The organism is Vibrio sp. VP6, assembly GCF_028823755.1.
GTDB lineage: Bacteria > Pseudomonadota > Gammaproteobacteria > Enterobacterales > Vibrionaceae > Vibrio > Vibrio parahaemolyticus.
Window position 1 is genome coordinate 1 of sequence record NZ_JAPEID010000014.1, and the last position, 21,605, is coordinate 21,605.

Sequence of the window (21,605 nt, forward strand, 5' to 3'; positions counted from 1 at the left end):
TTTGACGTACGATGGTGAGCGTTTGCCTTGGTAAGCGTTACGGTTTTTTCTCTGGTTTGCTGCGTCGGCAGCGTTCAGAGCAATAAATCACTGTCTCCCAATTTCGCGCCCATTTCTTGCGCCATGAAAAAGGTCGCTCACAGACGGGGCACAGCTTTGTTGGTAAGTGCGATTTAAAGCCTTTCATCATACTAATTCTCAAACGCTAACCAGTCCTCATTATTGTTCAAACAAGAACAAATAGTCGCCGTAACCCAATTGTGCCATTTTGCTTACTGGCACAAACTTCATCGCTGCCGAATTCATGCAGTAACGCAGCCCGGTTGGTTTTGGGCCGTCGGTAAATACGTGCCCTAGGTGAGAATCACCAAACTTACTGCGAACTTCTGTTCTAGGATAAATCAACTTGTAATCGGTTTTTTCGACGATGTAACCTGGGTTGATTGGCTTAGTGAAACTTGGCCACCCCGTACCCGATTTGTACTTGTCGGTAGAAGAAAACAACGGCTCACCAGTTACGATGTCGACGTAAATACCGGCTTCTTTATTGTCCCAATATTCGTTGTCAAACGGGCGCTCGGTACCTTCTTCTTGCGTTACGTAGTATTGCAACTCAGTCAACGTAGACTTGATCTTCGATTGAGACGGCTTGTTGTATGCTTTTACCTTCGACAGCAGCTTTTTCTCATCGATAAGCTGACGCAGTGTTTTCGGATGTTCTTTGCGATCGTCACCAAACACTTCATCCAAGTATTTGTCTCGACCGGATGCGTAACGATAGTACTTGTACTTTAGGCTGCTCTTTTTGTAGTAATCCTGATGGTACTCTTCCGCTGGATAGAATGTCTCAAACTTGATCAACTCAGTTTTAAGCGGTTTTGGATAAACCTTTGCATTGTCGATTTCCATCATAAACTGCTCTGCGATCTGCTTTTGCTCTGCGTTGTGGTAGAAAATAGCAGGTCGATACTGTGGACCTCGGTCGACAAACGATCCTTTATCGTCGGTTGGGTCAATGTGGCGGAAAAAGTAATCGAGTACTTGTTCGTAATTCACCACATTCGGGTCGTATTTCACTTCGATGGATTCAATGTGTCCGGTTTTTCCAGAAGATACTTGGCGATAGGTTGGGTTTTTCACGTGCCCGCCGGAGTAGCCAGACACCACATCCAAGACGCCAGGAAGCTGTTCTAAGTCCGATTCCGTACACCAAAAACAGCCGCCAGCCAGTGTGGCGATTTCTGCATTCTCTAAAGCTTTCATCTTATCCATCGTATCGGCGGTGCCTGTTTTACTCAAAAGTAGAAACAAGACAGGAAGTGCGAAAGAGAATCCGACCAATAACTTAGATATTTTCTTCATAGCTACCTCAACGTTGTTTTCCGTAGAAAGTGTGACTGAAATAAAAAGTGCTACGTAAATAGAAAGGCAACAGAGCGAAAAAATTACAGCGATTTTTAAAATTCCGTTGCCCTTTTTGATAAGAAAGATACAGTATCGGCACGAAATACACCGCTCAATCGGGCAAAAGTTACACCCAACGAGCGATGCCAAAATGAGGTAAACCATGCAAGCAGAAGTTAAATGGGTCGAAGATTTTAAATTCCTCGGTCAATCGCAATCCGGTCACTCAATCGTGATGGATGGTAACGGTGGTGCAACGGCACCAAGCCCAATGGAAATGGTGCTAATGGCCGCTGGTGGTTGTAGCTCTGTGGATGTTGTGGATGGTTTAAAAAGCGCAGGCCAAAAAGTGGTATCTGTTAACGCTAAGCTAACCACTGAGCGTCGTGAAACCGCGCCGCGTATCTTTACGCAAGTGAATATCCACTTTGAAGTGTCAGGTGATGAGCTTGACCCAGAAGTCGTAGCAAAAGTGGCGGCTGACTCGCTAGAAAAATACTGCTCGGTTTGCCTAATGCTTGGCAAAGGTGTCGAAATGACACACAGCTGGGAAATCGTGTAAATCGATACCCTCCGCAGAATGAAAAAATAGCAAAATAGGAAAGAGAAAAGTGCAGGCTTTTCTCTTTTTTTCTTGTGCAATTCGCGTACTGTGTGTTTGGTCTGAAGTAGTAGGAATTTTCCAATGACCGAACTAGAAAAAATGATGTCCGGCCAAGTATTTGATGGCATGGACAAAGAAATTGACGCCATTCGAACTCAAGCGACTCTTGCCCAGCGCGCCTTCAATAACAACACTGACGAAAGTAAGCGCGACGAATTGCAAAAACAGCTGTTTGGCAAAGCGGGTCTTTGCATTGTTCAAGCCCCTTTCCATTGCGAATTCGGTAAAACCATCGAAATCGGTGAAGAGACCTTTATCAACATGAACGTGGTCATGCTCGATGGTGCCAAAATTACCATCGGGAACCACGTGCTCATTGGCCCGAGCGTGCAATTGTATACCGCTTCTCATTCTGTGGATTACCGAAGTCGCCGACGTTGGGAAACGTTTTGTAAACCCATCACGATTGAAGATGATGTGTGGATTGGCGGTAACTCCGTCATTAACCAAGGTGTGACGATAGGTGCTCGCTCAGTCATTGCGGCGAATTCAGTCGTTAACCATGATGTGCCGCCAGATTGTCTATACGGAGGCACACCAGCGAAGTTGATTCGTCGTCTCAACGAAGAAGAGTAAGAATCGATAGTGATGGCATGATGACTCGCTTTACGGGCGTAAGAGAATCATGCCATCAGAAAGGGATAATTCGTCAAGGAGTCTAAGATGTCGAACAAGACAGAAGTCCTCATGTGCCCTACATGTGGGGTAGAAACGCATCATGTCGTGGTGTTAGTTAGAAAAAAAAGTGGCTATGAAGGCGATAAAAATCGCAACAAGAAAGAGTTCATCGCTGGCTTTCTCAAAAGTGTAGTGTTCGGCGCCTTCCTTGCTTCTATGGATGAATTTGAACGTCACTTGATCTGCGAAAACTGTGGTCATAAAACCATTCAACAGTAACTGATAGTCTTTCTTTCTCTGCATAAGTTCATAAGTGCGGTTTGAAGCACTGGTTATTCAAATCGCATTATCCTCTTTTAGTGCTTTTGCTCTTCTTATGTTCCTCTCTCAAAAATGAGTCACATTAGTACGCATTTTAACCGCTTGGATGCAGGTAACTCACTGCTATGTATAATAAATTTTGTTGGGAAATACGTGTTTCAGCTCGATGTTTAACCTCTGTTCTATCGACACGTTTTGAGTCAGTAAACACTTAAATTTCGTTTGCTTTATGTTGTACGCAGTGCAATTGTGTGAAATTGGTCACATTAATGTTTAATTTATGAAAAAATAATTAATGAATAGTAATTCACAAATATGCTGACCGTATGTGCTATTTAGTTTTGACTTATCTTTTGATTATTCACTTGGTGAATGTTTTGTTGTTTTTAAATTGACTGAAAGTTTGATTTTCTATTCAAACTTGTGAAAGGTTGAATCGATATATTAGAAAACATGAATTTGATCTTGTTTCTATCTTTTGTTTTAAATGCGAAATTCATTATTAACAACGGATGGTTTTGATGATTTCTCTTATGTGTATCCCACCAATTTTAGAAATTGAAAATTAAACTTTCTCAATACAATAACGACTAAAATTAAACGGAATGATGTTCTTATATTTTTATTGTATTTTAACTTATCCATTTTGATTCATTCATTTTAACTGTTTTTGTTGAATTTAAGTTGTTGATAATAATTGTCTTTTAACTTTTATTTTAATGGCGTTGCTTTGCTGCTTCTTTAATGTTGTGGTGAGTGGCTTTGTTTATAAAAAGTCATTTTAAAGTGCGTTTTTAAGCAAAGTAGAACGCGACAATACTCAGATAAATAGTATTAAAAAATTAAATAAGGATTTAACCATAAGAGTAATTTTATGGTTGATAGGTTTATTGGGGTTGATTATCTGAATTTTTATGGAATTTCATCCCAATAATCTGTTTGTCTTTAAGTTTATTCTAATGAACTTAATTCTCATGGAAGTTTCAAAACATGCAGCACACAACAAAGTGGATGATGACGCCGCTTGCAATGTTGTTGGGTACGCTGTTTTCAGCGCCATCATTCGCGGTGGAAACGAGTGTAATTGATAGCACCAGCACGCCTGAATCTACACAAAATGAAGGAGATACGTCCTGTATTGTTTGTAAGTTTAGTGGGGCCGTTTACCTATCTTACGATACAAACATTTACGATAAAGACGACTACCGTTCTGTCCGCAATTTCTCGTGGGGAGGCGATCTCGTTTATTCCTTTTCGAGCGACACAAAAGCCTATTTTTCTACGGGGGGCTATCGTGCCCTAGAAGATGAAGTCGGCACCTACGCGACAGATTCGGTGTTGGGCTTGCAATACACGAACCTATATCGCTTTGGAGATACAGGGAAAATCGGCGTTGCGGGTCAGCTCACCATTCCAACTTCAGAAACATCTCGTAAAGATGAACTGCACACCGCGGTTCGTTTAGATGTGCCGATCTCTTTTTCAGCTTGGAGCGTCGATTTTTCGGTTTCGCCAAGACTGAGAAAAAATTTCCACGAATACAAAACCATGGGGGGACGCTCGCTGACTGAGTGGACTTACTCATTGTTTGCTGTTGCGGAAAAGTCGTGGGAATCGTTCGCAGTGGGGATCACGGCGTTAGGTGGTAATAGCATCAGTTATCAAGGTACGCGCAGAAGCAGTTGGCAGTATGAAGGGGCGTTGTACGGCACATACGAGTTTGATGAAAGCTGGTCATTGCTACTCGCGGCGTCATCAACGGGTTTCTATCAAGATGCAGAGCGAGGCACCTTGGGCAACATCGATTTGTTGGACCAAGAGAAAGCATCTTACATCGCGACAGTGACTTACTCCTTCTAGGAAAATAACAACAATTAAGGATATCCAAATAATGTTTAAAAAATTGACTCTGGTGTCAGCAATAACGGCCGCACTTGCAGGCTGTGGCGCAGATGATCAGGCGTATGACTATGTCGAAAGAGATGCAAAAGAAGTCGCAGTAAAAGACCTTAAAGACGGTCGTTGGTTTTACGTTCCGACGACTGGTGCCGCGCCACGCTTTGCTCTGAACCAATTCCCATTCTTGCAAGGTTCACCTCGTTACGTTGAGCTTTGTTTTACCAAAGAAGGTCTGGAAGTTCGCAGTTACGATAAAAACTACCCAGACGCGCATCTAAGCAAAGATGCTAATAACTACTGCGGTGAAGAGAAATTTGTCGCAGACGACGACGGCGTTAACTTCGCGCAAGTGCTGACGATTCCAGGTGACTTTGCGGCGTATCGCTGTCAAGAAGACGCGCATGGTGATTGCACCAACAAAGAAGAAACCAATGAAGACGCAAGCCTAAACTACAAGAAGAAAACCCACTTCACTCCTCGTCCTGAAGATCTCGAAATTGCAGAATTCAATATGGAAGATCTGTATGGCATTACCGAGGGCATTGATGAAATTGGCGCACCACGATTGATCTCGTGGGACTTTGACCCTAAAAACGGTCTTCTCAATTTCGAACTAGAGCGCACGTTCCGTATCGATTTAGATAATATTTCCGACTACATTAACTTTGCAACGAAAGCGAGCTTGGATGAAGCGCTTGTAGATGGCGCATTTAAATCTCGTTTCTACTACTCGTTAGTGCACGAAAGTGAAGTGGCAACCGAAGGTTACCAACCGATCTTGTACCCAGTGGGTGATGAGAACGACATTGGTTTCTTCACCACGTCGACGAAAAAGCTTAACCCAGTCACGAATAAATACGACCGTGATGTGGTTTACCTCAATCGTTTCAACCCAGATCAAGGCTCTATCAAATATTACTTGAGCGACAATTTCTTTGAAGAGAAGAACAAGTTGTTCTTGGATGCAACGCTGCAATCGATCGACAAGATGAACCAAGCGCTGAATGTATTTGGGGCGGATGCAGGCAAGCCTGAAATCGAGATTGTGAACAAAACCAAAGCGGCTGGTATTCACCCAGGTGATCTGCGTTACAACGTGATTAACCTGATTGACGAGCCTCTAGCGAACGGTCTGCTTGGCTATGGCCCGTCGGTTTCTAACCCGATGACGGGGGAAATCATCAAAGGCCACGTGAACCAATACGCAGGTGTTGCAAGAACGGGTGTGCCTTTCTATTGGGACAACTTGGCGCGTTTCTACAATCGTAATCAACTGGACTTAGATGGCTTAGATCCATTGCCAACCAGCAGCGAATCTGTGAAAACAGAAGTCGCGGATAGAATTGAAGCGCTTTCTACAATGGCGGCGATGGCGAGCCTGAAATCGGATGAAAACATTCATGCGCCGCTCGTTTCAAAAGAAGACATCGTTTCTGGAAAAGCAGCGACGAAGAGCCCAACTCAGCTAATGAAAAACTTCAATGATGACATGGAGTTTGAAAAGGTGGTTGAAGCTGAAGAGAACCGTTTGTCTTTCTGGGCAGAGAACAACGTCTATCCAATCGAAGCGTCGTGGGTTTCTTCAACCAACAAGGCCATGTTGGACAACTTGAAGTTGGATGACGAGCGTTACTTTGAGATCAAACTCGATGACGCAGGTAACGAAGTATCGCGTCAGCTTAAGCGTTGGAAATACCTACCAAAAGAGTTGCAAGTGAAAGCCGCAGATGCGATTACGGTTGCGACTTACAGCAATACGCTTGTTCACGAGCTTGGTCATAACATGGGTCTGCGCCATAACTTTAAAGGCTCAAATGACAAAGCGAACTACTACACGCTAGAGCAAGCGCATCAACTTGGTTTGAACAACATTCCTGCTTACAGTTCGACGATGGACTACGCACCAAGCATGTTGGATGAAACGCCAACTTGGGGTCTGTACGATATTGCGGCGTTTAAGTTTGGTTACGGTCGTAAAGTCGAGACGATTCAAGATTCTTCAGGTTCAGCTCCTGCGCCTGTTGCGAAACCGGCAGACAGTGCGAGCGATGAAGACAAAGCGGCATACGCTCGTTACCTCGCTGATCAGCAAGCCTACCAACAAAGCTTTGCATACAAGTTTGGCAACAATCCAGACAACACATCGCTGATGGTGTGTTCTGAAGTGAAGGCACTAACGGGGAACGAGAAAGGCAAATCACTCTACAACTGTGACTTCAGCCGATTCGATACCGCCGCGTTGTCTGATGATCCAGAACTGAATGCGAAAACTCGTTATGGCGCACTTTACTACCTAGATAAAGTGAATGAAATTGAGCGTAAGTCTTACGATTTCTGTACCGATGGGAACGTTTCTCTAAACAGCGACTGTAACCGTTTTGACGAAGGTACAAACCTAGAAGAAATTGTTTCTTACGAGTGGCAGAACTATCTCGATAGCTATGATCGACGCAACTTGGAGTTATATGGGACGACGGGATTGTTCTCGTCCGATTATCCTGGTTACTTAGTGCGCCGTTATATGGAAATGAGCGCTATCCGTGACAAGATGGAAGATCTTGAGCGCATCGATAACCTGTACACCAATCTTGGTTACACTTCGTCAACGGATAAGCCGGGTGATTTCTTATTGCGCATTGCTTCAAACCCTCAATACTGTAGCGAAGGCAAAGCCGATAACTCATGGTTCTGTGATTACGCGAATGGGGCGAAAAAATCCGCGGCGTTCTTCCTTGATATCTTGCGCACACCAGAGCATCAATGTGTGATAGAAAATGCGGCAGGCAACCAAAAAGTGATTTCTTTTGGTCAACTGTTAGACAACAACTCACACCAAATTCCGGCTGATTACGATCTTTCAACAGCCAGCTGTTTTGATGATTTGGCAGCACGCTTTATCGAAGATTCAGATGAGGGCTATATAGCTGTTGCGGAAACTGCGAATGGACGCTTCCTAAACTCAATTGGTAGCTTTGACCCGGATTACCCTTGGTCAAATGCGGTGTCTGTGTTGGGTAACTGGCCAGACAAAGCGCTTGCGAGCCACTTCTTAGCACGTCGATTCTCGAACCGTTTTACCGATGAGGTGAGCTTTGCATCGCTGCTTGATATCCCTGGGGTGCAAGCTGAATACGAAGACATCATGGGCAACATCGTGGCAAATGATGCGTTAAATACGCCAGTTAAATTGGTGGGTAAAGACGGTAAGGAATACACCAATCTAAAAGGTGTTACCGTGAACCTACACATCACTGAGCAAATGGAGTCCCTACCACCAATGCCTCGTGGTATTGCAAGATTCCTTGATATTGGTGCAGAAGGCCGCGGACGTGTTGGCGATGTCATCTTGAGAATGGGTGTGCGCCAAATGAAGTCTTACGACTACACAGTGAAGACTCGTGGTCAATCTCAGTTTGATACGTTTACGAAGCAACAAGACCGCTACGGTATTATCGCGGGTGACAAAGTTGAGTTTGTTATCGACGGCGAGAAGTTTGTGGCAACAAAAGCAAACAAGCTGGCTTACGACTACGCAAACCAACTGGTGACGTCCAAAGGTTACGATCTAAAAACGTACCTAGATAGCTATGAGCCTGCAACACTAAACAAGGTTGCAGAGAGCATCGATAGCGCTTGGGGGCCATTCCGAACAGCGATTGTCCCAGCGTTCCACGATCCTGTATTGCTGCTGGATGCGCCAATGGTCAACGCAATGAAGCGAACCATTGATGCGGATATCGCGGCAGGTGTGCTGTCGTTCAGCCAGTCTTTCATCAACTTTACGACAGCGAATGTGACTTCGGGTGATTTGGTCATCGATGCAACTTCGGGCACATTGAGCTACAAAGGTGGTAAAGCGCACGATGAGCTGAAAGCGTTCGAAGCTTACACAGATGCGATGCTTTTGATTTACAACGATCACGCCGAAGACATGATGTTCGCGGTCGACAATGTGTACGCAGGGTACATGGCGTCTTCAGATGCTGACAAAGAACTTTGGTTGAAAGATCTCAATATGATTCAAGCGTATTTGCGTGGTGATATCGGCGCTGTGGCTGGTGATTACTACAAGATGCTTGATCGCCTACCAACGGCAGTGAGTTTCCAGTAAATAGCTCTTAATTCACTCATACAAAGGCCTGCAGCAATGCAGGCCTTTTTCGTCATAGGACTGATAGAATTTAGGAGTGAAAGATGATCTGTCCGTCTTCTGTCATCACAAGTGTCGCTTTGCTTTGTTCGATAAGTTGGGCAGCATAAGAAGGGGTAACGGCCTGCATATCACCTTTAGATCGAAGAGTTAAAGATTCCCACGCTTGATCTCGATATTTCCCTGCTTGGGTGTATTGAATCAGTACTTTCATAGCTTCAGGCTCCGGTGTGGTTGACGTGCTACTTAAGTTAACGATCTTAAGTTGGTTGCGCATCTGTTAAAAATGAAACATTAGTTTAACCAAATGTGTCTTTCCAAATATCGCGCATTGAGCAGAGCAATTTAGAATCCTTGTGATGGAGGGATGAAAAACACTCAATCTTTCGATTCATACTGCGCAATATAATGTTTGAGAGATTTGGTTTCCGCACTCTGAAACTCTTCATCATGCATACGCAGTGCTTGGATACGGTCGAGGCGGAACTGGCGGTAGTCATCGCGCAATTCGCACCAGGCGACCAGCGTCCAGACTTTGCCCCAAAAGAACTGGCCTAACGGTTGGATTTTTCTTTCGGTCACTTGTCCGCTTTCATCTTGGTAATCCAAACTGACCTTAAACTGATGATCAATCGCATGGCGCAGAAGCTGCCCTCGTTTGGCAGTCTCGGATTGGGTGTGATAATCGGGCACAATCAGCGGACAATCTTCCACTTGTTGCTTGAGCTTATCGGGCAATACCGAAAGTATTTTGGTGGACGCAGAGTGAGACGCTTCGGCGAGTTCAACATCCGACCAGGCTCGAACCATCCGCATACCCAGTTCAAGCGCCATCATCTCTTTTTCTGAGAACATCAAAGGCGGCAGATGAGAGCCAGCTTGCAACAGGTAGCCGACACCTGCTTCACCTTGAATCGGAACACCAGAACTGAGCAACGACTGAATATCGCGATAAATCGTACGTTCGCTAACTTCCATTCTTTCTGCGAGCTCTTTCGCTGTCACGGCGTAACGCTTTGCGCGCAGAAGCGTCAGTAGCTCAAACAGTCGTTCTGATTTGCTCATGATGTTCCTTATCTAGACCTACTGGTTGTTAGTGGTAGTGTGGCTGATTACTTCTCTAGCTCACTGCACATTTTTAAGTTGTGATGTTTAAGCTCGAAGCTTTCGCAGTCAATCATTGATAACAGAGGCTGAAATTCAACGGCTTGCTTAATCTGTTTTCCCGCCTGTTTTGCATCGTCCATTGAACGCCAGTAAATGATGTCTGTCCACACATCGTCCGTCGCTTCGTGACTGAGTGAGCGATACAAAAAGCCCGGCAGATTCTTCACAAACGTTTGTGACTGTTTGGCAGCAGCGATCACGTCTTGCTCTGTTGTGCCTGCGGTTGGACGAAATTGCACAGTTTCGATAACGGTTTCCATATTGTGATTCCTTATTGGTTTTGGCGGATTGCCTGTTGAGTTCCAAATAAGGTTACGCGGATGGAATGTCAGAACATGTCAGTAGTGAAATCTCACTCACTTATCATCAATATGGTTATTTTTCTGGGCTGCTGTAACGATCCCAGTAAGGTAAATCTGTGCCGAGTTTTTCGCTGATAAAATCGATAAAGGCTCTTACTTTCAACGGCATGTGCTTACGCTCAGGAAAAACCGCATAAATGGCGTGTTCTGGTAGAGAATACTCTTCCATCACCGGTTTTAGATTTCCTGCAGCAAAGTCTCTTCCTGCAATAAACGTCGGCAGTTGAGCAATGCCCGAACCTCTTAACAGCAATTGGCGAATGGCTTCGCTGTTATTGACGATAAAGTTTCCTTTTGGAAGTACCTTGTATTCGCTGCCGTTGTTGATGAACATCCATTCGACGCCGCCACGGAAATAGGAGTAGCGCAGGCAGTTGTGACTGACTAAATCACTTGGTTTTTGTGGTGTTCCAAACTCCGCTAAGTAATCTGGCGAGGCACAAAGCACACTTTTACAAGGGGCGAGACGTTTTGCGATTAGATTGGAAGAGGTGAGTTCACCAATACGGATCCCCAAATCAAAACCGTCTTTAACCAAATCGACCATTTTGTCTTCGAGGTTTAAATCCACTTCAATTTTCGGGTAACGAGCGAGAAACTCGCTGATCAAAGGCGCGATATGCAGTACACCGAAAGACATCGGCACGGTAATTTTGAGCCGACCTTGTGGAGAGCCTTGCAGCTCAGATACCGCGTCTACGCCTTGCTGGGCCAGATTGAGCGCTTGAGAAGCGTGCTCAAAATAGCGTTCTCCCGCTTCGGTCAGGCTCAGCTTACGCGTAGTTCGGTTAAGGAGACGAATGCCCAAATCGTCTTCTAGTTGGTTGATGCGTTTGCTGATCGCCGATTTCGTCAGATTCAGCTGTTTGGCCGCAAGGGAAAAGCTGCTGCATTCGACAACAGCAACAAAAACGGGCAGGGAGGCAATCGCGTTCACATCAATCTCCTATTATCGTGAAGCATTTATTGTTGAGCACAAGGATACAATTAATTTCCAATTATAGAGATTATCTTCAAGAAGAAAACAATCTAGACTATGCACCAGTATTACGACCTTGATTTTGGGAAGAAGAAAATGAAGTACGATTGGATCCTGTTTGACGCTGACGAAACCTTATTCCACTTTGATGCTTTCAAAGGTTTGCAGCTTATGTTTTCTCGCAAAGGCGTAGATTTTACTGAACAAGATTTTGCTTATTACCAAACCGTAAACAAACCGCTTTGGGTGGATTACCAAGACGGCAAAGTAACGGCAGATGAGCTAAAACATAAGCGTTTTACCGAGTGGGCTGAGAAGTTGAATACCACAACAGCAGATCTCAACAGCGCATTTTTAGAAGCAATGGCCGATATTTGCAGCTTGTTGCCAGGTGCAAAAGAGCTGATGGAAGCGCTGCAAGGCAAAGCTAAAATGGGCATCATCACCAACGGTTTTACAGAGTTGCAAGCGATCCGCCTTGAGCGCACAGGGATGACTGAGTACTTCGATAAAGTGGTGATCTCTGAACAAGTGGGCGTAGCAAAACCGGACTTAGGTATTTTTGAATACGCGATGCAGCAAATGGGCAACCCATGCAAAACGCGCGTACTGATGGTGGGTGACAACCTGCATTCCGATATTCTGGGTGGTAATAATTTTGGTATTGAAACTTGCTGGTTAAATACCACAGGCGCAAGCGTCGATGAGCGTATCGCACCAAATTACACCGTTGAGTCTTTGAGTGAACTAAAGAACATTTTGGTGGCGTAACCGAATCGGGTATTATTCCGCAGTAACCCTCAGAAAAATCAAGGAATAATCATGTCAGATATCAAACAGCTAGACAGCAAAGTCGTTTACCAGAATAAGTGGATGACGGTGCGTGAGGACAAAATTTTACGTCCGAGCGGCGCAGAGGGCATCTATGGTGTGGTCGACAAACCTGATTGTGCTGCGATTCTGGCTATCGATAACGGGATGATTCACTTGGTTCAGCAGTACCGTTACACCGTAGGTCAACGTTGTTGGGAGATCCCACAAGGGGCGTGGGAATCAAATCCAGATGCGGATCATCTTGAGCTTGCCAAAGGCGAGCTGCGTGAAGAAACGGGCATGCAGGCGAGCGCCATGGCGTATGTCGGCGCGCAGTTTATCGCATACGGCTTTTTGAATCAGACATGTCACGTCTACTTCGCCACTGATTTAACGGACGTGGGCAATCAACTCGACAGTGAAGAAGAGGATTTGATCACTCGCGCTTTTTCTGTTGAGGAGTTCGAACAGATGATGATCGACGGTACGATCAAAGATTGTGTCACCATCGCTGCTTATGGTTTGGCGAAGCTGAAGAAATTCATTTAGTTATTCATGACGATTTTTTAATGAAAACAGCGGCCTAGTGCCGCTGTTTTTAGTTTGGGTGAGTTCGTTGAGCCATCGCTTACTCGTCGATTTTCTTACCTAAGATTTCCACTTGCGCTTTTTTGGTCACCCCCGCGACTTGCAGCGCAGTGCTGCCAACCGATTCATAGTTCAACTCGATTTTGTCTAACTTCGCGTTATCTTTTGTTGGTAGGCTTAAGCTTCTTGATGACATGCCTTTAGTCAGAACCCCTAAACTGTCGAACGTCTTTTCCTGACCATCTTTCATGATTACTTTAACGCTTTTCAGATCGACCGTACCTTGCGTACATTTTATTTTTATGTGGCTGAAACGAGCGTTAGCAAATGGTGACAGTGGATTGACTGTGTCGGTTTCCGATTTAAAACTGACGGTCTTATCTGCAATCTTGTCCCAATCGTTGTCTCCAGCAACCGATTGGAAAGAGGCTACAGCCGCTAAAAGACAGAGTGCGATGGTGTTGAACAGTTTCATAGCTTTTCCTTACCTTAGGTTTAGATATTCTGTTTAATCAGTTCGATGACGTGTGTGACTTCGTCTTGAGTTAAAGCCCCTTCTTTCACGAATAAAATTTCGCCTTGTTTATTTTGTACGATAATCGCAGAACTTTCTTGCTGCAGATCCCAAGTTGTTGCTAATACGCCATTTTTGTCTAACACCATGGAAGACCAAGAGAATGTCTTTTTGCTGTCCTCTGCCGACGATTTTACAAATGTACCGGTTCCCCATATGGCGTCTTCTTGGTTGATTACGGTTGTGGTCTGATACTGATCTTCAGGAAAGTGAGCGGCAGTGATTGCTGACATCAGCGGCGCGTTCATCTCTTTAGCTTTACTACGACCTGCAATGGCTTGTATCACACGGACTTTGCCTAACATCTGCTGAGTTGCCCAAGGTTGATAAGCCACATCGTCTCCTTGCAGCGTCATTTCGCCATAGGTATCAATGCTGACGGAAGGGGTGGTTTGACCGACAGAAAGGTTATGAGAGAAGGCGAGTGTCGGGGCGAGTGCGAGTAAGAGTGACAGAACAGATGGAGTTTTCATTGGGGGTTCCTGTAACGAAGTGAGGTTAGAGCGAATCAAAATAAGGGGCAAATACGATGCCCCTTATCGGATGTGGCGTTTAGTTAGAAAGTACAACGCGCGCATTTAGCGGTTGCAGCGGACGATTGTTTTGTCCCATGACTTCCATCAGTTTCGCGGCTTGATCTTTGGATAAGGTTTGAGTGTCTTTAAGCACAAACCAGCGCACACCTTCTGAACATGGCGGTGTGGTTAAAGAGCCGTTAAATCGATAGTAGTTTGCAGTTTTTGGCAGTAAGTCGTTAATCTCAAACGTATCTTTAAAGAAAGTGGTTTGATTCTCTTGTGGGATTGCGTTGATCAGTTTAGACAGTGCTGCGTTTTGATCGCCAGCATCAAACATCACCGAAATTACCGCCAACTCGCCGTCTGCGTTGGCGTGCACAAAGTGCGCTTCAAGTGGATATTGGCGGCCTTTGATTTGGTTTTCTGAAGGTGTGTGGAAATGGAACTGTTGCAGCTCGAACGTCTCGCCATCGATGGTGAAGCTGTTACGTCCGTTCACTTGCGCTTGCAGCGTATGACCATTGTTGGTTAAACCAATGACCTGACCAGTGTACGAAAGGTTCAGTGCTTCCAGTTTTGCATCGGCTGGGTTGTCGATGTTGATTGGACTTTGGTTTTTCGTGGTTGCGCAGTCTTTGGCGATTTCTCCCCAGTGCTCTGGCCCGTGTTTGTCATTGCCATAGCCCCATTCTGAAGCCTGAGCCGCGCCTAGAGTGAGAAGTGAGAGTGAAAAAGCAAGTAGTGTTTTGTTCATAATAATGTCTCTGTTCGGTCGCTTTGATAAGCGTTGTTACAAGGCAATGACCTAGAGGTTTGATCACTGCCTGACAAATTAGAAACGGTGGCTGAGTTGGGCACCAATTAGGAACGCATTTGAATGGGTCACGCCCGTTACCATCGGTGCAGGAACACCTTCATACGCGTACTCTTCTACGTTGACATCTTCACCAATCAAGTACGTCATGCCGATGTCAACCGTGGTATCTGATGACCATTGGTAAGAGGCACCCGCAGATAACCAGTGACGGTTCGAATCTGGGATAGAAAGCGAAGTCAGCTCATCGACAGGTGTTTTGTCGAACATGTAACCCGTGCGAAGTGTCCAACGTTCATTGGCGTACCAAGTCGCACCGATGGAGTAGTGCGCTGAGTCTTGCCACTGAAAATCTTTTAGCAACTGATCATCAGCTTTCAAGCTGTCAAATGCTGACCAACCAATCCACTGCACAGAATAGTGCAGGGCAAATTTAGGTAAGACGCGGTGATAACCGGAAAACTCCGCAATATCCGGTAGCGGCATAGCAAGTGAGTCGTACGATTCGCCAGCAAAGTGGATGTCACCCTTGGCATCGATGTTAGGGCTGTGCTTGTAGCTCAAACCCAAGCGATGACGTTCGTTAAACTCGTACATCATGCCAATGTTCGCGCCAAACCCAATGCCGCCAGCTTCCACATCAAGTGCGTTGCCTTTTACGGATCCACAGCGTTGTTCTAGTTCGTTTCCAAGTATGTTCCCACCAACGCAAACACCCACGTCCATATCGCGGTACAGCTCACCAGAGCCGTAAATCACATCAATACCACCACCGATACTAAAACGATCGTTCACCTTGTATGCCAAGCTTGCGCCAAGGTTGACACTCGCTACGCTGGTGACACCGCCAAAAACAGGTGCGCCATAGTTTGGTTTAAACTCCATGTCGGTTCCGAAGTTGGAGTATGCCGATAAGCCTAGATACCAGTCGTCGTTGATAGGGTGAATAAAGTAAAAATTGGGTACAACGGCTGGTTGACCAACGCCATCGACGTCATCAATGTCGGTCACGGTTTGAGAGAAGGACGGGGTAATGTCAACTTGAGGGGACGGAGGAAAACCGCCCATACCAACATTGACATCCGCATTAATATTAGCTCGATGATATTGCGCATTTTTAACGGTAACGTCAGGTTTGACGTAAGTGACACCGAACGATAAGGCATTTTGTTTAAACAGCGTCATCGCTGCGGCGTTGCGGCTGACTACAGACGCATTATCACCAATAACAGCATCACCAGCAAAAGCACGACCAAGACCCGTCGCCGAATGTTCGTTAATTTGAAAACCTCCGGCATACGCCGTCGAGGAGGCTAAACCGATTAATAAATAAATCGGTGAAAGAGTTAATTGTCGCTGCATGTTTTTTCTCATGAATTAATTAGAGGTTGTATTGCAACTAAAAGCAGTAAAATAAACAAATCTGACCAGTATATTTAGGGGTAAAACTAACAGTATGTTGACAATAAATAAATTTAACTTAATAAATATTTATTGATGAATTTATTAATGGTTCATGTCGTGAATGTGGTGATTATTTTACGTGTAAATTAAACTCAGAGCCCCTATTTTTATTTTTGCGGTATTACTTCTCTATTTTTATTGTGCTGACCGTTCCCTAACAAACAGAGGCAAATCCAGCGATAAAGTGTCCGTGATGGAAACTCTGAGTCATTTGTATTTCCATTGCATCCCAACGTTGGTAGTTCGAATCAGCAAGAGAACTATCGTTTTAAACCCACATGACACACTCCTCTCGGTCTTACCTGTGTTATGTGGGTATTTTTTATTTAACTTGCCACTTAACTCCTCTTTAAACTCAATCATCAAAATGACCATAATGAAATTTAAATGGATGGCATATTGAATAAGCTTAGATTTTACTGGTTTGTTGGTATTTAAAAGTTTTGTTTATAATACTTATAACTTAAATTTCTATATTAAAAATGATCTTTGTTATATTTATTGAATGATAAAGTTTTGAAGTGACTATAATATCTCGGATTTTTCACGTTAGTGAAGTTATTCCTTCAGTATCTTGACGTTAATTTACCTATCTTTACGTCTCGTACCCTGTACGGCTAAGACAAATAGCAGTATAAAATCAAAACGATTATTTACTTCACTCCTGCTATGAAACTCAATAAAAAATGGCTCGTTTTGTGTGGCCTACTTGCTATTGGTGCTGGTGGTTATCATTATCTGCAACGTCCAGAACCCATTTCTTCTTACGCGACAGAAGTCGTTCGCAAAGGCAATATCGAAAAGGCGGTATTAGCCAACGGCATGTTGCAAGCGTCCAAATTGGTGAATGTAGGTGCGCAAGTATCTGGGCAAATTCAACGCCTCGCTGTGAACTTAGGGGATGAGATCAAACAGGGGGACTTGATTGCACAGATTGACAGCCTGACTCAGCAAAACAGCCTCAAAGAAGCCCAAGCGTCTCTTAATAGTCTCAACGCTCAGTACCAGGCTAAGCAAGCGCAGATTAAACAAGCAAACTATGAATACGTGCGTCAAAAAGGCATGTTGGCAGCGAAAGCGAGCTCACGAGCTGATTACGAGAATGCCGAAGCGACGCTCGCCATCTACAAAGCCGAGTTAGCGCAACTGGATGCCGAAATCGAGAAAGCCAAAATCAACGTCGACAATGCGCAGTTAGATCTCGGTTACACCACCATCAACGCACCGATGGATGGCACGGTGGTCTACACCGCGGTGGAAGAAGGACAAACCGTAAACGCCAATCAAACCACGCCAACTATTATCGAGTTAGCTAAGTTAGATACGATGACGGTGAAAGCCGAAATTTCGGAAGCCGATGTGATTTTTGTTCACCCCGGCCAAACGGCGCTGTTCACCATTTTAGGTAAACCGAATCAGCAGTTTAAAGGTACATTGCGCGCCATTGAGCCGGGGCCAACCATCATGGATGGCGATGACAGCGATTTGAGCATTTCAGATAGCGACGCCATTTACTACAACGCTGTATTTGATGTGAAGAACCCGCAAGGCATTTTGCGTATTGGCATGACTGCGCAAGTTTCGATTGTCCTTGAGCAATCGGAAAATACCTTGATTGTCCCTTCACAAGTGCTGCAAAAATCTGGCGGCAAAGGCAACTATACCGTGCCAGTGCTTGAACAGGGCCAAGTGGTGCAAAAGCCCGTGACAGTGGGTATTAACAACAAAGTGAACGCAGAAATTCTCTCAGGTTTGAAGGAGGGCGACCAAGTTGTTCTTGGCAATGCTATGGATGGAGAATCATCAAGCCGAGGTGATCGTCGTCGACCTCCGATGAGGTTCTAAGATGAGTGACGTGCTTTTAAAAGTTGAGGATTTAACTCGACGATTTGTCTCTGGCGACGAGTCGCTTACCGTGTTGAACCACATTAATTTAGAGATAAAACGCGGTGAAATGGTCGCGATCGTGGGTGCATCAGGCTCAGGTAAATCGACGCTGATGAATGTGCTCGGCTGCTTGGATAAACCGTCCAGTGGTCGATACTTCATTAATGGGCAAGATGTCTCGACGTTGGAATCCGACCAACTGGCGGAACTGCGCCGCGAGTATTTTGGCTTTATATTCCAGCGTTACCATTTGCTGGGGGACTTAACCGCGGTGGCAAACGTGGAAGTACCTGCGGTTTACGCGGGAGTTCCTCATCGTCAAAGAACGGAGCGAGCGCAGTCGTTATTGGCTCGCTTGGGGCTGGAAGATCGTTTGACTCACAAGCCCAGCCAACTGAGTGGTGGCCAGCAACAGCGCGTGAGTGTTGCTCGTGCACTGATGAACGGTGGTGAGGTGATTCTTGCTGATGAGCCCACTGGCGCATTAGACAGTCACAGTGGGCAAGAGATGATGGCACTGCTTAAAGAGTTGCATCAACTTGGGCATACGGTCATCTTAGTGACTCATGATATGAATGTGGCGAACTTTGCGGATCGCATCATTGAAATCAAAGATGGTGAAATCATTGCAGATACGCCAAATGCACAAGTTGTAATCAATGAGCAAGCAGTACAGACACCGAGCGCGTCTTTTCATCGCCCAGCGCAAGTCGCCAGTAAGTGGTGGAAGTGGGACAGTTTTATTGACGCGCTCAAAATGGCGCTGCTGGCGATGTCTAGCCACAGAATGCGCACGTTTTTGACCATGCTCGGCATCATTATTGGTATAGCCTCGGTGGTTTCCGTGGTGGCACTAGGTAATGGTTCACAACAGCAAATTTTGTCGAATATTTCATCCATGGGAACAAACACCATTGATGTCAGGCCGGGCAAAGGGTTTGGTGACCGCCGCTCCGGACGAGTGAAAACGCTAACCGCCGACGATGCTAAATCGTTGGAGAGTCTACCTTTTGTCGACAGTGTCACGCCGTCTTTATCCAACAGCTTAACCGTGCGTTACGCCAATCAGGATGCAACCGCGTCTGTGGAAGGGGTTGGGGAAGATTATTTCCGTGTGCGCGGTTATGAGATCGCCAAAGGTCAGTTTTGGGATGAAGAGAGCGTGAACTCACTCGCCCAAGAAGCAGTGATTGATGACAACACCAGAAAGGAAATGTTTGCGGATAGAAATCCGATTGGTGAAGTGATTTTTCTAGGTTCATTGCCAGTGCGTATTGTGGGTGTCACGCAGAAAAAAGAAGACGCGTTTGGCAACAGCGACGCGCTGAAAATTTGGGTGCCATACACCACCATGTCGGGACGAATGATGGGACAACGCTACCTCAACGGCATTACTGTACGGATTGATGAGAACGCCCCAAGCGCAGCGGTAGAACAGAGCATCATCAACTTGTTAAAAATGCGTCACGGTACAGAAGATTTCTTCACGATTAACACTGACACCATTCGTCAGAGCATCGAGAAAACCACCGCAACCATGACGTTACTGATCTCAGCGATTGCGGTGATCTCCCTAATTGTCGGCGGAATTGGCGTAATGAACATCATGTTGGTGTCGGTGACAGAGCGCACGAAAGAGATCGGTGTGCGAATGGCTGTGGGTGCGCGGCAAGCGGATATTTTGCGTCAGTTTTTGATTGAAGCGGTACTAGTGTGTTTGTGTGGTGGCATTGCTGGTATTGGCTTGGCATTTTTGATTGGTTTTGCATTCAGTACCTCTGGCAGCAGCTTCCAAATGATTTACTCAATGAACTCGATCATCTGGGCGTTTATTTGCTCAACGTTGATTGGCATCGCTTTCGGCTTTTTACCCGCTCGCAATGCCGCCAAACTCGATCCGATAGAAGCGCTAGCGAGAGACTAAAAATGAGTAACACAATGAAATTCAAAACTCGATTGGTCGCGGCTGCCTTAAGCGCAGTGTGGTTGTCAGGTTGTGGTTCCCTTATGCGTAGCGACTATCAAGCTCCTGAGGTGCAAGTGCCTGCAAATTGGCAACAGATGCATGTTGCGGATGATGTCAGTATGGATCCTTGGTGGTTGGCGTTTAACGACCCAACGCTTAATCAATACATTACTCAGGTGTTGGCTCAAAACAACGATTTGACGCTGGCAACGCTAACGCTAAAGAAAGCGCGTTTACAGCTGGGTTTAGCGCAAGATGACCTTTTCCCTACGTTGAGTTCTTCCACATCAGGACAAGTTCAAAAATCTCTTGATAGCGGGGAATCGGCAGATAGCTACAGCACTAACTTGTCCGTCAATTACGAGTTGGATTTGTGGGGAAAAATCTCGGCAGACGTTGACCAAGCCAAGTGGACGGCGATGGCAAGTCAACAAGATCGTGAGGCGACCGCACAAAGTTTGGTGGCAACGACAGCATCGTTATATTGGCAAATCGGCTATCTAAAACAGCGCTTAAACCTCAGTCAGCGTAATGTGGAAGACGCAGCTCAAACGCTACAATTGATTGAAAAACAGTACCAACTTGGCGCTGTGGATCAGTTAGATGTGCTTGAAGCCAAACGTACGCTGGCAAGCTTACAAGCGCAGCAAAGTGAGTTTGAACAGAGTTTACTTGAGGCAAACAACGCCTTTGCGATTTTGTTCAATCAACCGCCGAAGAGCATCAGTGCAAACATCCAAATGCTGCCTGAAGGCGATATGCCATCGTTGAGTGTTGGTGCTCCGTCTGATTTATTGATCCGCAGACCCGACATTAAAGCAGCGATTTATGAAGTCAAAGCCGCGCTAGCAAATAAAGACGCAGCAGATTTGGACTACTTGCCCAAGCTGACGCTCACTGGGGCTCTGGGGGGATCGTCACAAGCGCTCAAAGACCTGCTTTCCAACCCGATCGGCAGTTTAGGTGCAGATATGACGCTACCGTTTTTGCAGTGGAATGAGATGAAAAATAGCCAAGCCATTGCCGATTTAGACTATCAATCGGCTATTGTGAGTTATCGCCAAGTGTTGTACGCCGCATTCCAAGATGTCGAAAATGCCTTGTCGGCACGCGAGAAATTGAAGTATCAGGCGGCGCGTTTACAAGAACAGTATGATGCCGCAAGTGCCGCTGAGTCCATTTATGCTGCGCGGTATCAGTATGGCTCGACGTCGATCATGGACTATTTGAATGCACAAGAAGAGACCAGAAACGCGCAAGCTTCTTTGTTGGAAAACCGCTACAACCAGTTTCTCACTCAGGTTACGCTTTACCAGTCTTTAGGAGGAACCGACGTCACGCCACTGTAACTGTTCAGCGCTGCGACTGCTGTGACCACAAAGTTCCTTCGATAAAAATGGCCACGATGTGTCGTGGC

General features: G+C 45.5%; 20 protein-coding genes. 10 read left to right on the plus strand and 10 right to left on the minus strand.

Features of this window, described 5'->3' with window-relative positions:
• Positions 1–37: 37 nt before the first annotated feature.
• Together OU793_RS10910 and msrB are read right to left on the minus strand one after the other, a co-directional pair.
• Positions 38–187: a DUF2256 domain-containing protein gene (locus OU793_RS10910; protein ID WP_071653083.1), complete on the minus strand. Its 150-nt coding sequence runs from the start codon at positions 185–187 to the stop codon at positions 38–40.
• A gap of 32 nt (positions 188–219) precedes the next feature.
• The gene (msrB, locus tag OU793_RS10915; RefSeq protein WP_005479994.1) at positions 220–1,362 is read right to left on the minus strand and encodes a peptide-methionine (R)-S-oxide reductase MsrB; all 1,143 of its coding nucleotides are present in this window, start codon (positions 1,360–1,362) and stop codon (positions 220–222) included.
• A gap of 205 nt (positions 1,363–1,567) precedes the next feature.
• Here msrB and OU793_RS10920 point away from each other — a divergent pair, with 205 nt between their 5' ends.
• The 5 genes from OU793_RS10920 (at position 1,568) to OU793_RS10940 (ending at position 9,017) form a co-directional block, all read left to right on the plus strand.
• Positions 1,568–1,966: an OsmC family protein gene (locus OU793_RS10920; RefSeq protein ID WP_005459319.1), complete on the plus strand. Its 399-nt coding sequence runs from the start codon at positions 1,568–1,570 to the stop codon at positions 1,964–1,966.
• A gap of 123 nt (positions 1,967–2,089) precedes the next feature.
• Entirely contained in the window at positions 2,090–2,644 is a 555-nt protein-coding gene (locus OU793_RS10925) for a sugar O-acetyltransferase (protein ID WP_159404269.1), read from the plus strand.
• A gap of 87 nt (positions 2,645–2,731) precedes the next feature.
• A complete protein-coding gene (locus tag OU793_RS10930) occupies positions 2,732–2,965 on the plus strand; it encodes a hypothetical protein (protein WP_005497910.1) in 234 nt (77 codons plus the stop codon).
• Positions 2,966–3,997: 1,032 nt separating this feature from the next.
• Positions 3,998–4,867, plus strand: a complete 870-nt coding sequence (locus OU793_RS10935; RefSeq protein ID WP_005479976.1) for a hypothetical protein — start codon at positions 3,998–4,000, stop codon at positions 4,865–4,867.
• Between the two features lie 31 nt (positions 4,868–4,898).
• Positions 4,899–9,017: a M66 family metalloprotease gene (locus tag OU793_RS10940; protein ID WP_021450304.1), complete on the plus strand. Its 4,119-nt coding sequence runs from the start codon at positions 4,899–4,901 to the stop codon at positions 9,015–9,017.
• Positions 9,018–9,087: 70 nt separating this feature from the next.
• Here the strand turns inward: OU793_RS10940 and OU793_RS10945 are convergent, their stop codons facing one another.
• The 4 genes from OU793_RS10945 to OU793_RS10960 form a co-directional block, all read right to left on the minus strand.
• Entirely contained in the window at positions 9,088–9,270 is a 183-nt protein-coding gene (locus tag OU793_RS10945) for a hypothetical protein (protein ID WP_005393690.1), read from the minus strand.
• A 164-nt stretch (positions 9,271–9,434) separates the two neighbouring features.
• The gene (locus tag OU793_RS10950) at positions 9,435–10,121 is read right to left on the minus strand and encodes a YafY family protein (RefSeq protein WP_005374113.1); all 687 of its coding nucleotides are present in this window, start codon (positions 10,119–10,121) and stop codon (positions 9,435–9,437) included.
• 47 nt (positions 10,122–10,168) lie between these two features.
• A complete protein-coding gene (locus OU793_RS10955) occupies positions 10,169–10,483 on the minus strand; it encodes a hypothetical protein (RefSeq protein ID WP_140103967.1) in 315 nt (104 codons plus the stop codon).
• Between the two features lie 115 nt (positions 10,484–10,598).
• On the minus strand, positions 10,599–11,522 hold the full coding sequence (locus tag OU793_RS10960; protein WP_159404270.1) for a LysR family transcriptional regulator: 924 nt from the start codon (positions 11,520–11,522) through the stop codon (positions 10,599–10,601).
• Positions 11,523–11,660: 138 nt separating this feature from the next.
• Between OU793_RS10960 and yjjG the strand changes: the two genes are divergently transcribed.
• Both yjjG and OU793_RS10970 read left to right on the plus strand, forming a co-directional pair.
• Positions 11,661–12,335: a pyrimidine 5'-nucleotidase gene (gene yjjG, locus OU793_RS10965; RefSeq protein WP_140103965.1), complete on the plus strand. Its 675-nt coding sequence runs from the start codon at positions 11,661–11,663 to the stop codon at positions 12,333–12,335.
• Between the two features lie 51 nt (positions 12,336–12,386).
• The gene (locus OU793_RS10970) at positions 12,387–12,926 is read left to right on the plus strand and encodes an NUDIX hydrolase (protein WP_017635078.1); all 540 of its coding nucleotides are present in this window, start codon (positions 12,387–12,389) and stop codon (positions 12,924–12,926) included.
• Between the two features lie 79 nt (positions 12,927–13,005).
• Here OU793_RS10970 and OU793_RS10975 read toward each other — a convergent pair whose 3' ends face one another.
• The 4 genes from OU793_RS10975 to OU793_RS10990 all read right to left on the minus strand — a co-directional run bounded on the left by OU793_RS10975 (position 13,006) and on the right by OU793_RS10990 (position 16,233).
• Positions 13,006–13,440 (minus strand): hypothetical protein, encoded by a 435-nt coding sequence (locus tag OU793_RS10975; RefSeq protein WP_005480927.1) that lies wholly within the window; start codon positions 13,438–13,440, stop codon positions 13,006–13,008.
• A 20-nt stretch (positions 13,441–13,460) separates the two neighbouring features.
• On the minus strand, positions 13,461–14,012 hold the full coding sequence (locus OU793_RS10980) for a YtfJ family protein (RefSeq protein WP_005374105.1): 552 nt from the start codon (positions 14,010–14,012) through the stop codon (positions 13,461–13,463).
• Positions 14,013–14,091: 79 nt separating this feature from the next.
• A complete protein-coding gene (locus tag OU793_RS10985; protein ID WP_017819741.1) occupies positions 14,092–14,811 on the minus strand; it encodes a carbonic anhydrase in 720 nt (239 codons plus the stop codon).
• A 78-nt stretch (positions 14,812–14,889) separates the two neighbouring features.
• Positions 14,890–16,233 (minus strand): OmpP1/FadL family transporter, encoded by a 1,344-nt coding sequence (locus tag OU793_RS10990; RefSeq protein ID WP_180793935.1) that lies wholly within the window; start codon positions 16,231–16,233, stop codon positions 14,890–14,892.
• Between the two features lie 771 nt (positions 16,234–17,004).
• Here OU793_RS10990 and OU793_RS10995 point away from each other — a divergent pair.
• From OU793_RS10995 to OU793_RS11005, 3 genes are read left to right on the plus strand one after another with little or no spacing between them, the layout of a single operon-like run.
• Positions 17,005–18,180 (plus strand): efflux RND transporter periplasmic adaptor subunit, encoded by a 1,176-nt coding sequence (locus OU793_RS10995; RefSeq protein WP_053300743.1) that lies wholly within the window; start codon positions 17,005–17,007, stop codon positions 18,178–18,180.
• Position 18,181: 1 nt separating this feature from the next.
• Positions 18,182–20,146, plus strand: a complete 1,965-nt coding sequence (locus OU793_RS11000; RefSeq protein WP_070226160.1) for a MacB family efflux pump subunit — start codon at positions 18,182–18,184, stop codon at positions 20,144–20,146.
• 14 nt (positions 20,147–20,160) lie between these two features.
• Positions 20,161–21,537 carry an efflux transporter outer membrane subunit gene (locus OU793_RS11005; RefSeq protein ID WP_180793961.1) on the plus strand — a complete coding sequence of 459 codons (1,377 nt, stop codon included), beginning with the start codon at positions 20,161–20,163 and terminating at the stop codon, positions 21,535–21,537.
• The last annotated feature ends 68 nt before the right edge of the window (positions 21,538–21,605 follow it).

Coding starts and splice junctions, on each gene's coding strand:
- OU793_RS10910 (WP_071653083.1), bottom strand. CDS start 187: ATGAAAGGCTTTAAATCGCACTTACCAACAAAGCTGTGCCCCGTCTGT.
- msrB (WP_005479994.1), bottom strand. CDS start 1,362: ATGAAGAAAATATCTAAGTTATTGGTCGGATTCTCTTTCGCACTTCCT.
- OU793_RS10920 (WP_005459319.1), top strand. CDS start 1,568: ATGCAAGCAGAAGTTAAATGGGTCGAAGATTTTAAATTCCTCGGTCAA.
- OU793_RS10925 (WP_159404269.1), top strand. CDS start 2,090: ATGACCGAACTAGAAAAAATGATGTCCGGCCAAGTATTTGATGGCATG.
- OU793_RS10930 (WP_005497910.1), top strand. CDS start 2,732: ATGTCGAACAAGACAGAAGTCCTCATGTGCCCTACATGTGGGGTAGAA.
- OU793_RS10935 (WP_005479976.1), top strand. CDS start 3,998: ATGCAGCACACAACAAAGTGGATGATGACGCCGCTTGCAATGTTGTTG.
- OU793_RS10940 (WP_021450304.1), top strand. CDS start 4,899: ATGTTTAAAAAATTGACTCTGGTGTCAGCAATAACGGCCGCACTTGCA.
- OU793_RS10945 (WP_005393690.1), bottom strand. CDS start 9,270: ATGAAAGTACTGATTCAATACACCCAAGCAGGGAAATATCGAGATCAA.
- OU793_RS10950 (WP_005374113.1), bottom strand. CDS start 10,121: ATGAGCAAATCAGAACGACTGTTTGAGCTACTGACGCTTCTGCGCGCA.
- OU793_RS10955 (WP_140103967.1), bottom strand. CDS start 10,483: ATGGAAACCGTTATCGAAACTGTGCAATTTCGTCCAACCGCAGGCACA.
- yjjG (WP_140103965.1), top strand. CDS start 11,661: ATGAAGTACGATTGGATCCTGTTTGACGCTGACGAAACCTTATTCCAC.
- OU793_RS10970 (WP_017635078.1), top strand. CDS start 12,387: ATGTCAGATATCAAACAGCTAGACAGCAAAGTCGTTTACCAGAATAAG.
- OU793_RS10975 (WP_005480927.1), bottom strand. CDS start 13,440: ATGAAACTGTTCAACACCATCGCACTCTGTCTTTTAGCGGCTGTAGCC.
- OU793_RS10980 (WP_005374105.1), bottom strand. CDS start 14,012: ATGAAAACTCCATCTGTTCTGTCACTCTTACTCGCACTCGCCCCGACA.
- OU793_RS10985 (WP_017819741.1), bottom strand. CDS start 14,811: ATGAACAAAACACTACTTGCTTTTTCACTCTCACTTCTCACTCTAGGC.
- OU793_RS10990 (WP_180793935.1), bottom strand. CDS start 16,233: ATGCAGCGACAATTAACTCTTTCACCGATTTATTTATTAATCGGTTTA.
- OU793_RS10995 (WP_053300743.1), top strand. CDS start 17,005: ATGAAACTCAATAAAAAATGGCTCGTTTTGTGTGGCCTACTTGCTATT.
- OU793_RS11000 (WP_070226160.1), top strand. CDS start 18,182: ATGAGTGACGTGCTTTTAAAAGTTGAGGATTTAACTCGACGATTTGTC.
- OU793_RS11005 (WP_180793961.1), top strand. CDS start 20,161: ATGAAATTCAAAACTCGATTGGTCGCGGCTGCCTTAAGCGCAGTGTGG.